Origin of the sequence: Paenibacillus sp. EKM211P, assembly GCF_011066175.1 — a bacterium.
GTDB classification, from domain to species: Bacteria; Bacillota; Bacilli; order Paenibacillales; family Paenibacillaceae; genus Paenibacillus; species Paenibacillus polymyxa.
On record NZ_JAAMNS010000010.1, the window covers coordinates 143576 to 157513 of the forward strand.

General features: G+C 41.8%; 2 protein-coding genes. Both read right to left on the bottom strand.

The window, feature by feature from the left end; all coding sequences use genetic code 11:
- Window positions 1-215 precede the first annotated feature (215 nt).
- Complete coding sequence (locus tag G9G57_RS15680; RefSeq protein WP_164965182.1) at window positions 216-11069, bottom strand: non-ribosomal peptide synthetase; 10854 nt, start codon at window positions 11067-11069, stop codon at window positions 216-218.
- A gap of 59 nt (window positions 11070-11128) precedes the next feature.
- Window positions 11129-13912 carry a beta-ketoacyl synthase N-terminal-like domain-containing protein gene (locus tag G9G57_RS15685; RefSeq protein WP_164965183.1) on the bottom strand — a complete coding sequence of 928 codons (2784 nt, stop codon included), beginning with the start codon at window positions 13910-13912 and terminating at the stop codon, window positions 11129-11131.
- Between the last annotated feature and the right edge of the window lie 26 nt (window positions 13913-13938).

Here is a 13938-nt window from a genome sequence, read left to right on the forward strand (position 1 = left end):
CAAAAAAGTATTGGTTCGTTTTTCCATCATAGAAACCCTATGTTCCAACTAGCCATTTCCCATCTTTCCGTTCGGCAGCGTAGCGCCCCGTGCTCACGACTCCCAAATATCCAGCTCAGGCTCCAAGAAACGTAACAAAGGAAAATCATTCATCAATTTTTATCTGATGATTAAAGAAAACTCCCGATATCGGGAGTTTCCTTTAATCATCATGCTTATAAAATTGGATTTTTCAAAAGTCCATTCTGGATAAAGTGATTTACATACTTACAGATAATATCTTTACTGATCGGGCTAAATTGGATTCCCGTTCCTTGCAACCCTTCTACTGCATTATGCATATCATATGTGAATGTAATACGTAGCTTATAATCTTCTGCCGCTCTCCAAACTACATCCGGTATTTGACTGTCTCCTGATCCAACAGCCTGAGCATCTTCCATCTGTTTTTTCCACGTAGAGAAGGGCATTACCTGAATTGGGAACCCAGCCTCCCTTAGCCAATTAGCCAACTCACTCAATTCAAAAAAGTAAGGAGAGGCCAAATTGAAATTTTTATTCAAGCTTTGAGGAAAGCTGGACAACTCAACGATGGCTTGACTCACTGTATCTACCGGCAACCAGCTGAACTTAAAGCTCCCCTCCGGTATAATACCTGATGAAGCAATACTTCTCAAAGTTTTACTAGCAAAGTCATTTTCATTCCAAACCCCTGTTTGACTATGTCCAGAAATCACGTCGGGTCTGTAGATGGAAACAAGCATACCCTCTTCTCTTGCTCTTTGCACCAGCTTTTCAGCTACCCACTTACTTTGAGTGTAGCCGAGAGTAGAATGGAGCTTCTCGTTATAAATAAGATCACTATTGTCATGCACCACAACTTCATGGTCACAAGAAGCAGGCTCTGCGTCTATATTTTCAAATACAGATGTGGTGGAAATATAGTGTATCGGTTTTAACCTGAATTGTGAAGCCAGCTTCAGAACTTCAATCGTACCGTTCACGTTTGCTTTTTTCAGAACCTCATATGGATAAGCAAAGTTGACAAATGCACCGTTATGAAACACAATATCAACTTCTTGTGCAAGCTTATCGAATGAACTACGGCTAAGGCCTAACATAGGCTTTTCCAAATCTCCCAATACAGGGACCACTCTCTCAAGCATTCCTTCTCTCCAAAGCAAGTACTTTTGAAGGGTATTCTCCAGTCTGCGGATAGCGTCTGTTTCATCCTTTGCCCGAATCAGGCAGTACATAACTGCAGTTTTATACTTTTCAAGAAGATTAACTAACAGATGTATCCCCAGATGACCTGTCGCACCTGTTAAAAAAATTCTTTGGGGTGTGGCCCATTCCGGTGCTACGGATTCTGCTTGTAGGAACTCCTGCTCTAGACCGCCACATTCCAGCCACTCCTCCTCAGGCTTGTTGTTATCCCCCGCCGTATCCAGCAAGTTGGCCAGATTCCGAATAGTGGGATTAGCCAAAAAGTCAACTAACGGAATGTCTTTTCTCCATATTGACTTTATCTCATTCAACAACCTGATTACCAAAAAGGAGTGTCCACCTACCTCAAAGAAATTATTTTCAATCCCGACAGTTTGAATCTGAATAATATATTTCCATACCTCAATTAATTTTTGCTCTGTTTCTGTATTGGGGGCGGCCATATTCCGTATAGATGATTTTAAGCACTTTTCTGGGCTTGGCAGATTCCTCCTGTCTATTTTTCCGTTATTTGTAAGATTGAACGTATCCAGCTTAATAAAAACAGTAGGTACCATGTATTCAGGCAGCTTGTTCCGAACAAAATCCTGTAGATCATTCAGGGAAAGAGAATCAGTATCCGTTTCAGTAAAATAACCAACTAAAATACTTTCTCCTGTCTGATCTTGCTTTCCAAGAACAACAATTTCCTTGATTAGAGGGTGCCGGGATATGACTTCCTCAATTTCACCTACCTCGATCCTGAACCCCCGTACTTTTATTTGATAATCTGATCTGCCAAGAAATTCGATTCTTCCATCCGGTAAGTAACGTGCCAAATCACCTGTACGATACAGCCGGGATTTTAGACTATCATGAAACGGGTCTGGAATGAACTTCTCGGTTGTTAAATCAGGGCGATTAAGATATCCTCTTGCCACCCCTTTTCCTCCAATGCAAAGTTCACCTACTACACCGATGGGGGTCGGATTCAATCCTTTATCCAAAATGTAAATTTGGACGTTAGGGAAAGGTCTTCCGATCGGCACGAAGCCTTCATATCCGGTCCCTAGATCCGCGCAATCCAAATAGGTACTGTCGATAGCCGCTTCTGTCACACCATATGCATTTATAAACCGTGTATCCTTATTGAAATACAGCCGAAAATCGGACAAATCCTTCATATTCCAACTATCCGAACTAATTATGACTGTTTTCATATGCAACATGAGTCCGTTAGTTTTCATGTACTGAACCAAATGTCTCATCACCGCTGGTACAAATTCGGCAATGTGTATATTCTCTTCAGTAATATATTGATACAAATGCCCGGGGTCCAGCAAATACTCTCGAGGACAAAGCACAAGTTTGCCACCTGAACAAAGAGATCTCATCACATCTGCGATAAAAACATCAAAGGTGAACGCTGCCATTTGTAAATGTGTTTTATTTACCGTTTCGAGTTGATATTTCTCTCTATATCCATAAAAAATATTCACTGCACTCTCATGTGTAATCTCCACCCCTTTTGGCATGCCCGTTGAACCTGAGGTATAAATGACGTACGCCAGACTGTCAGTTCGAAGTGGAAGGTTCAAATTCTGATCCGACACCCTCTTTATATCACCACGAGCTAGATCAAGATTGATCGTTGTGGTTAGTCCATCAAGATTCGTTTTCATCTCCGAATTTGTAATAAGGATAGAAGCTCTGCAGTCTTTCAAGATAAATTCTATTCTTTCTTTCGGGTAAACTGGATCGACAGGAACGTAGGCATATCCCGCTTTAAATACAGCTAAAACGGCAACGACCATTTCTATAGATTTATCTAGACAAATCCCTACTAATTCTGTGGTTTCCTCTGCAATCGATCGCAAATAAACCGCCAGACGGTTCGCCCGGCAATTCAATTCCCTGTAGCTGATTTGGATTCGCTTTCCCTCACGGTCACAGATGGAAACAGCCGTATGATCTGGCTGGAGATCTGCTTGCTCCTCAAACAATGTATGAATACATTTGGAATCGTATTCCTTTAAGTCACCATTCCAGGAATGGAGCAAGAGTGTTTTCTCGTTTGGTTCAAGAAAATCATAAGAAAGAAGATTGCAATCCGGACAATCTACTACTGCCTCCAATAAATTGATATAGTGATTTTTGAAACGTACAATTGTATTTTCATTCCATAAATCCTTGTTATACATTATTTTACTTTGAATTATTTCTTCCTCCGCCATCATTTCAAGTTCAAGATCAAACTGACCCTCTTGTTGTGAAATGTGAAAAGATTCCAGTGCCAGTGCGCCCTTACTTTTCTGCAAGCTCATTTGACGATCCAGTAGCTGAAAGGTAACCTGAAAAATAGGTGATCGACTAGAGTCGCGCTTGGGGTTGAGTTTCTCCACTAGCAATGGGAATGGGTAGTCCTGGTTGTTCAGAGCCGAATATAATGTTTTACTGACTCGTTCCAAGGTCGCCCTAAAAGTCGGTTCTCCACTCAAATCTGCCCGAATAACTATTGGGTTAATAAAATATCCTGCGACATCCTGAAAGCGAAGCGGGCCTCTAGCAGTTGCCGTTGTCCCAATGATTACATCCTCCTGTCCCGAATAACGGTGTAGTAACACGTGAAACGCGGTTAAAGCAACTAGATATAATGTTTTCTTTTCTTGTCGTGAGAATCGGCGCAGCTTTGTAGTTAGATTTTTATCCACAGTGAAGGTCAGAGTCGCCCCGTTAGAAGTTTGGACCGAAGAACGAGGCTTGTCAGTCGGTAAATCAAGTATCGGTAATTCACCGTCTAATTCCCCTTTCCAATAATTCCACATATTCTTACCTTTTGTGCTGTTTAATTGTTCGTTTTGCCATGCAACAAATTCAAAATAGCGCATATCCGCATTAGCCTTTGGTATATATTTTGGATCTATTAGCAGTTTTTCGTATGTTTCCCATAAATCTCTCACTATTAGTCCAGTTGAGATATAATCTGTAATGATATGATGTATATTAAAAAGCAGTACTGCATCAGTATCAGAGATACGGAACAACACCACTCGAAAGCCTGGCTTCTCTAAAAGCCTAAACGGCACACGGTATTCTTTTTCGTTTTCTATTACAAGTTTTTCGTGATCCCAACCCGTAGCATCCACCACTTTAATTTGCGGATCGCATTTTGCATAAACAATCTGCGTTTCTACCCCGTCCCTGATGGAAAAAACTGTACGCAGCAAAGGATGTTTATATATTACAAATTCCATTGCCCTTTGTAACAGAGTTATTTCCAGTTCACAGCGTATCCGCACGTGATAGGCTGTATTATACGAAGCGCTTTCCGGATTTGAGAGATGAACAAATAACAATGATTTCTGCCCCATAGAGAGGGGAAAGGAACCGACTACGGAATCAGATTCCTTATCCAGTAATTTAGTAGGTTTTGCTGCCGGTTCCTCAAGTCTGAATGTAAACTCACGCTCTTTCTTATGTGATACGGAACCACACATAAAACTATGGATATAGATGTTTTCTTCGCCTGCAAGAAAATCTTGTGAGATTTTATCAAAATCCATCCCGCCTATCGGTACAGTTCCGATGCCGCATTCAGCTTGTCTATCCATCAAAACTTGTCCGATCATTCCAGCTTCTATCAGAGCACAACTTACACAGCTTTCTCCTAGGATCAATCGGCTCTTTTCTAACCGGCTAATCAGGAATATAAAAAATTTGGCTTCCATGCTGATTTTAATATTAAACGGAGTATGACACGCCCGCACAGGTACAGATAAACGTTCTCCAACCAAAGTCAACGTATTTTGATTGCGATTGTACATATAAATTCCTTCTTGGAGATTCTCAACCCCGTTCTCCTTTGCATAAACAAAAATCCCCAAACCTGAAACCCCACCAGGAGGGGTATACAGCCCTTGATCCATGGATTGGTCACTTTCTGTTCTTAATGTAGACAACCACTTGCTAAAATGACTAAAAGGTACAGGCTGCTCCTTGAAATGCCGCTGACTGGAACGCAGTATATAATTTACAGGGTCCAATGCTTCCGAAGTAAGCACAATTCTTTTTGTATATTCATCAAACTTACGAATGTGACGCTGTTCTCTGGTAAGCTGCACAAGCTCTTTACGGGTCAAAATATTAAATTTACGCTCCCGCTGAACTCTAAGAATATCTCTTACTTTTTCATAAACAGGATGTGCTTTAAAATGTGCCGTAATATCCATTCTAGGCTCTTGACCATGTTGATTCTTGCTTTCGTCATTACATATCATTTCATTTTTCTCATAATTATAAAATCCACCGATCATAGAAAACATAAAGAGATGGCCCTCGTCAAGATGGAAAAACGGAGCAATACGATCAAAGTCAAGCCCCACTACAGGGTATAGCCCAATATTGTACTCCTGCTGTCTGCTGACCAGCAATTGAGTCATATAGCCAGAATCCAGCTTGGCCAAGTACCTGCTATAATCTACATATACGGTTTCAAGTGCGTGAAGCTGAGCAATAAAAAAAATACTAAATGCACTACTTTCAAAGACGGGCCGATCAGACTCCCTGTGCATTGAGGAAGTTAGTACAACCGGAACGCAGATCGGAAACAACTCGTGTTGCAAAGGATGATAATAATACACTCCACCCTCCAATCCTTCAATACGCCCCTCTTTTACATAGACATATGTCTGTACACAATTTCGCCCTCCTGCAGAGGGGTATAAATACTTGCTGTCGCCATCCACTTTTTCCATTTTTAAAAGCCCTAAAAATTTGGAAAAGTCATTAAATGGAATGGGATCAGACTGGAATTGCTGCTTACTCGAAGAGAAATGATACAATTCTCTTCTGAATGCTGGAGATTTCAACTTCACAGTCCGCTTTGTCATCTGAATGTTCTCAGGTGCAGTCATGACCGTTGCTGTATCCCCAACCAAGTGTGATTCTTGAGTACTGCAAAGGGCTAATTGTATTCCACATTTACTAGCAATAAACCGAGCAATATCCGCAATTTTCGGTGTACTGAAGAATGTCTCAACTGGTATTGATATTCCATATCTGTCCTCAACGACACGAGTAACAGTCATGAGGGTCAGTGAAGTAGCCCCCAGATCAAAAAGATCGTCAGAAAGTTGGATATTATCGTTCGTTTCAAGAGCCGCGCGAATGATGGACAGGACTTCGTTATTGATCGAATCTGCTTCCTCTTCCACTGCTGTACCTTCAACACATAAGCTTATATTTGGCTCACTTTTGCATTGATCATAATAGTTGTTTTCTATCACATCGGGTCGACTGCAATTAACTTCTGAATGTATAAATTTTGCAAGATCAAGAAGTGTTGATTCAGTAAAAAAGATTTCCACTGGAACAACGACACCGTACTCTTCTTCCAATACTTGTGACATCGTCATAATGGTCAAGGAGGTCGCTCCGAGATCGAATAGATCGTCCTCAATACCGATAGGCTCCTGCGAGTCCAAAGCTTTTTGTAGGACCATCTTTAACTCCAGGAGCAATTCTTCTAAATGCACAGGAGATTTGTATCTCCTTGCATCTACCGTTGCTGAGACAGGCCATGGCAGAGAAGTTCGATCCAGTTTTCCATTTTCCGTTAGCGGCAAAGATGTGATAGGCACAATAACATTAGGTATCATGTAGTCTGGAACTATATTTCGAACCTTTTGTCTGACTTCTTTTGCCGAGGGACACTCTCCGTTGGTTGGAATGATATAGGCCACAATCTTTGGATCGTCTGTATCCTGATCTTGTACAGTGACGGCTACTTGTTTAATTTGTTCATGCCTTAATAAAGCGGCTTCGATATCTCCTAGTTCAATTCGAAAGCCACGAACCTTGACTTGCATATCCATGCGCCCCAAATACTGTACTTCACCATCAGGTAGCAAGAGCGCACAATCTCCTGTTTTATATATTCGGCTCAACGGTACATCGGAGAACGGATCGGGAACAAATCGCTGGGAAGTTAAAACGGGCTGATTCAAATAACCTCTGGCAAGTCCTTCCCCCCCAACATATAGCTCCCCCGCTGTCCCCGTTGGTACTGGGCGCATGTGTTCGTCTAAAATATACAGTTGTACATCAGGAATAGGAGAACCAATTATACTCTTCTCGGAGTAAGCATCCGACATTCTCAGCGGACGATACGTTACATGTACTGTTGTTTCCGTAATTCCATACATGTTAATTAGCTGTGGTTGTTTATCACCGTGTCTGTTAAACCATGTAAGTAAACTTTCAGGACGAAGCATTTCTCCTCCAAAAATGATATACCGCAATGACAGATCCCCTGGTCGTCCCATACGCTCCTCCGCAAGCATAAACTGCTTGAATGCAGTTGGAGTCTGATTGAGTACAGTTACCTGCTCCGACTCGACCAGTTTATAAAAGAGCTCAGATGAGCGGCTGACAGAGTAAGGCACAATGACCAGACGTCCCCCGTATAACAAAGCCCCCCATAACTCCCATACCGAAAAATCAAAAGCGTACGAATGAAAAAACGTCCAAACATCTGTCTCCCTAAATCCAAACCAGGCATCGGTTGAGGAGAATAAACGGGCAATGTTTTGATGAGTGATCAAAACTCCCTTCGGCTTACCAGTAGTTCCCGAGGTATAGATCACATACGCAGCGTTATCTTCCATTACACCAGTATTAGGATTTTCGTTACACTCTACTAAGAGTTGTTTCTCTACCTCATCTAGACAAACAAATTGCGTCCGTTCTGCAGGATTTGAGGTTAACTTCCCCGCAAGTGACTTTTTCGTAAGCATAAGAGATATTTGTGCATCCTCCGTAATCATCCTTAACCTTTCCTCTGGATAATGAGGATCAAGTGGTACATAGGCTCCTCCACTTTTCAAAACAGCCAGAATGCTGATTACCATATCAAAGGAACGCTCCAGGCAAATCCCAACCAACACCTCAGGTCCTACCTTACGACTAAGCAAGTAATGAGCCAGTTGGTTGGCACGTTTATTCAGTTGCTCGTAAGTCAAATGTTTTCCATCTAATGAAAGCGCTACCGCATAAGGTCTGTACTCAGCCTGCTTTTCAAAAAGAGTATGGATACAGTTTCTGCTGCTCCATCCCTGCCCGCCTTTATCTACATCATTTGTCCAATCCGTAAGTAAATCGTAATACCGTTTAAACATTTCTTCCACACATTCAGACGGGAGCACACTCTCATCGTAGTCCCAATGACTAACCAAAAACTCGTCATGCTCATAGCTCATATTATCCAAATAAACTCCAGGGGTAATGGATTGTCCAAATCCCATCTTTACTTGTGGAGGCAACGGAGATTCAGTAGCTCTTATTGGGTTGGTAAAAACAACTGGTAGAGAAAAAGAGTCTTCCTCGGAAGCAGTCATCATTTTTTTTCGCAACTCACCCAAACCACCAACAACTCCATGATCCAAATCGTTCTGGACAGTCTGCTGATAGATACGGGCCTTTTCAACTAGAGATGTATCGGAAGGTTCGATAATTACCCAACTCAGCGATGTAAAATCCCCAATCACTCGATCTATGTCAGGATGGAGATGCATACGGTTCCAATCAACGTACACAACAGTGAACGGCCGGGGACCATTCAAGTCCTTTAAAACCTGTGTAAACGCTGTAAATAGTATCATTTCAGGTTTGACCAACAGCTCTTCAGCTTTTTTCTTAATTTTCCTCCAATTGTGAATCTGAACTTCCAAGTGTTTATAGCCATACTTCAAATCGTCTCTTTTAAGATATGGCAAGCTGGGACCAGTTGGCAGCGAGATGAATTTCCCTTGCCAGTATAGGGATATTTCCTTACCTTCTTTTGTTCTTTTAAACCGCTTCATTGATTGCAAATATTCGCGGTACGTCAAATCTGGTACTTTCAGTAACGCTGTAGGATTTGTATATATCTCAAAAAGTTCATGATAAATCTTGGCCATACTGGCTCCATCTGCAATTAAAGCATCTACTGTTAAATGTATTCGAGCTGTTTTACCTGCTCTCAACGAAACTGAAAGGTCGAACAAGGGCCATTCATCGACACGGAAACACATACTAAGCTTTTCACGTCGCATAGACTCCACTCCATGCTCTCCTAACCCGTCTGAAAGAATAATTATTTTATACTCAGGTACTGAGGGCAGCACCTCTTGGGTTCCATTCTCACTTATGACAGTCCTCAACATATCATGTGTCTGAATGACCCGATTCCACGCGTTTTGCAAACGGGTAATATCCAGATCTTCAAGGTCAAACTCTTGATATATTCGGCAACTGACCTTTTTATGAATACGTTCAAAGAGTTGTGCTTGCTGCATGTCGGATAAGCGGAATCGAGAGTATTTATTTTCGGGAGAGAAAACAAGCGGTACAACCTTTTCAAGTTTTCTCTTTAAGGATACTTCATGCCAGTTATCTGGATTCGTCAATAGCTTAATGACCTGTATATATTCAGAAAACATAGAGCATATCGTGTTTTCTGTAAAATATTCTTCTACCACATCCCACTGAACAATTAACTGCTGGTCTCGCTCATATACCTGATGATCCAAATAAACCTGCGGAGTTTGCGAAATGGAGTATGACGCTTGGCTCAACCAGCTTCCCTCTGCCGCCTTTCCCCCATTATTCAGCATACTGGTAAATACCACTGGAACTGAAAGGTGTGGAGATTGTTTATTACGAACACGTAGCTCTCTCAAAGCTCTTATTCCGCTGACGGTACTATGATCCAAGTCATTCCAAAGCTGGCGTTGGTAGTTGGTCAGCTTATCTTTCAACGATAACTGCCGACTACTTTCATTCGAGCAAATATGAGTTGATACAAACGGTCCTACAATCTGGTCCACTTGCCGATGAACAGGTGGACGGTTAAAAAATGTAAGAATAATCGAAAAATTCTCATCACTGCTCCAGTAAGATAGCAGTTCGTTGAAACATAAAATCAACAAAGCCGTTTGGGAAACTTCCATTTGAAGACATATTTCTTTTAAACGTCCCCAGGTGTCCCTATCTATAGACTGCTTATATCTTTTACGTTCAAAATAAGATTGACCCGAAGGATGCTCTGGATCAGAAGCATATGGAAGCGAAGGGCCGTTAGGTACGTTAGTGTACTTTTTCATCCAATATTCCAAGTCGTCTGAAAAGCGCCGTGACTCTTCATACTTTCGACTCATAGCTATATATTCTCTAAATGTAAATTCAAGTCTTGGAAGTTGGAACACAAGATTGTGGTATAGCATGTACCATTGCTTAAATAGTAGGGCAATACTATATCCATCCACGATCCATTCGTCGATACTAAAGTGAATTATATATTTCTCATATTGTAAACGGGATACGCAAATTTCGAATAATGGCCATTGGCCTACCTCATATAACCGATGTGACATCCGACTTCTAATCATCTTTAAATGAGAGTTTAATGCTTCAGAAGCTTCGTCCGACATATCATATACTCGAATCGTGTATTCCGGCACATCCTCCAGCACACGCTGAGACTGGTTAGGTAATATCACTACTCGAAGCATCTCGTGGTACATCATCAGTTGGTTCCAAGATGCTACCAATCGGGCAATATCCAAATTGTATTCTTCCAGTTCGAAATAAATATGACAACCTACACGGTCAGATACGCCCCCAAAAAATTTGCCTATTGAAAACGATTCCTGCATATCCGATAGTGGAAATGGACGATAATTCGATAAAGATACCTCTGCTTCTGCAGATATTGCCGCAGCCTGTTCCTTCTGCAACTGCTGATTTTGGATCTGTTTATGCAGTTTGCGCAATACCTCTCTCTTTTCCCTTTCAGATAATAGTGAAAATCCCTCATTGTCTATCATCTTATCTCTCCTTCTGAATTAAAGAATTATGGCATAACACCATATGAAGAAAGAAAAAGTTAAGTTCGGGTCAAATCAGTGTATCTTTTGCTTAAGACTTCATACAGCGCATCCAGCTCTTCTGATTGTAATGAATCTAAATTTGTATATTGACCCTTACCCTCTATAGCTTGCAGAAATTCCTCCAGATTTAAGTCGCTTACAACACGAGCGGACAACTCATTAATACAGTTGCTCTCTCCAAGAACTTCCATCGGTAGCGTTAGGCCCAATTCATGCTCTATTTCAAATTTCAGCTTCGTGGCTGTAATGGAATCGAACCCGAACTCTTGCCAATTTCGATCAGCTTGTAAACCTTCTACATGCATGCCCAGTATAGAGGCAGTTTTATTTTTAAAGTATAAAGTAAGAATCTCCTGTGGATTTGATAACTCTCTTTCAACGCCAGATATGGATTGTGTCAACAGTTCAGGCATCAATGTAGAAGGCTTCGCTAACCCACTGCTTTCTTTATAACGGGATAACCAGTACCTTTGCTTGGCAAATACATAAGTCGGAAGATGTACTCTCCTTCTAGGCTCATCTTTATAGATGTGCTCCCATACAACAGAGACACCGTTCACCCAAAGCTTGGAGAGCGGAGCCCATTGATGGTGTTGAAGTAACATATCAAGATATATTTCACTTACTGCATCATCATTCATAAGATCACAAATACCATCTCTCACTATTTTTTGATCTGTTTGGTAAATGCCCACCTTCTTCACTTCTTTTGAGTTGTTTAGATAAATCCGGGCCTTTGAAATAAACTCCTCTAGCGAACTCACGACCAGTACGACCCTCTCTGGCATCTCATCCCGACCTGTTTGTAATGTATAGGCAACATCCTTTAGATTTAGATGGGTATGCCGCTCCACAAAATCTGCTGTTTCCTTCACGATCTCACGAAGGCTTTCTTGGGTACGGGCCGAGAAAAGCAAGGCGACCTGTTCTAACTCATCCGTTGGCTCTGCTTCGGTATGTTGTTCATACTCTTCCAAAACTATATGGGCGTTTACTCCTCCTGCACCAAAAATATTAATACCCGCACGTCGTGGTATTTCTTTATTGTTATGAGAATCTATTATTCTTTTCCATTCTGTTTTTTCCCGCACAACATAAAATGGGCTTTTATCAAGCTGCATGTGTGGATTTAATGTATTACAGTGGAGACTGGGCGGTAGCTGCTTATATTTGAGCGCCAAAATCACCTTCAAAAGACTGGCCATCCCGGAAGCTGCTTCAAGATGGCCGATATTAGTCTTCACAGACCCTAATCCGCAAAAAGGGGCAGACGTGGAAGCCAAATCAGAAACATCCGCCATTTCTTGAAAAGCACGTCTCATCCCTTCAATTTCAACTGAATCACCCAGCGCTGTTCCAGTGCCGTGAACTTCCATGTAAGTAATCGTGGATGCCTTAGCGCCACTTTGAGACAACGCTGACTTTATCACCTCTGCTTGACTAGCAGGATTAGGTGCTGTCAAAGATTTGGATCGCCCATTGTGATTAACCGCGCTTCCTTTAATTACAGCGTAAATTGAATCGTGATCAGCTATCGCTTGGGGGAGTGGCTTTAGTAGAAGTGCCCCTATCCCCTCTCCCCGAACAAATCCGTCTGCATTTTGATCGAACGTTTTACAGCGTCCTTCCCTACTTAGCATGCCTGCCACATCAAATGCAATCATATTCCGCGGTGACGCCAACACATTAACGCCCCCTACAAGGGCTGTACTACATTCGCCAGTATGAAGCGAACTAACAGCTCGATGAAGAGCTACGCCCGAACTGGAACAAGCAGTATCTACTGCCTCACTGGGACCATGAAAGTCAAAAAAATATGATGTTCGGTTTGCAATAAGAAAATGAGCATTAGTTACGATGGAATGGCTATCAACAGGAAGCTTTGATTCTGCAATTAAATCCGTATATTCATTGTTCGTTACACCGATAAATACCCCGGTCAGGCTACCAGCCAAAGCAGAAGGCTTGTAGCCGGCATCCTCAATGGTCTTCCACGCAATTTCAAGAAATTTTCGCTGCTGAGGGTCCATAATCTCAGCTTCCTTGGGAGACATATGGAAAAAGGAAGGCTCAAACGTATCAACATCCTTTAAAAACCCTCCCCACTTACATAGTGTTTTGTTCCTCTCTCTCATTGCATCCCCATGATACTCGCGCCAGTCCCAGCGATTAGACGGTATCTCCGTAATCAGATCATGACTATCACAAAGGTGTGTCCAAAATTCTTCGATGCTGTCGGATTGCGGCATCATCCCACCTATCCCAATTACGGCAATGGGCGTATATTCATCCTCGGCGTGAGACAAAGAAGACCTGCTTTCTTGGATTGGCTCTTCGAGCGGATCTTGCTTGAACGTGTCTAGGGGCTGGGGCTGGATAGAATCATTAACTTGATCATGAAAACGAAAAGGATTAACCGCTTTTGCCATAATATGTGTTCGTCCTACAAGACTATTCAAGGTTGATTCCCCGGTAGAGCTGACTGAGGAAGACAAGGTGTTATAATACCTCGTCAGCTCCTGAGCATATTTAGTACATAAATGCTGCACAAGTGAGTAGGGGGTAAGCTCCTTTAACTCAAAAAAAGCGGCAGGTGTTAAAGAAAGTCCCATTTTTTTATTTAGATCGTTGGCCAACTCCATCAATGTAATAGAGTTAAATCCATATTTTTCCATATCATCTTGAAGAGAGATATCTTGCTCACTTATGCTTGATATTTTACTAATTACACTAATTAAGTCCCTGGTTAATTTTTCTGATAGACTCGCATGGTCATTCATATACAAACCCCTCCTTTTAGCTGGCT

Coding starts and splice junctions, on each gene's coding strand:
- G9G57_RS15685 (WP_164965183.1), bottom strand. CDS start 13,912: ATGAATGACCATGCGAGTCTATCAGAAAAATTAACCAGGGACTTAATT.
- G9G57_RS15680 (WP_164965182.1), bottom strand. CDS start 11,069: ATGATAGACAATGAGGGATTTTCACTATTATCTGAAAGGGAAAAGAGA.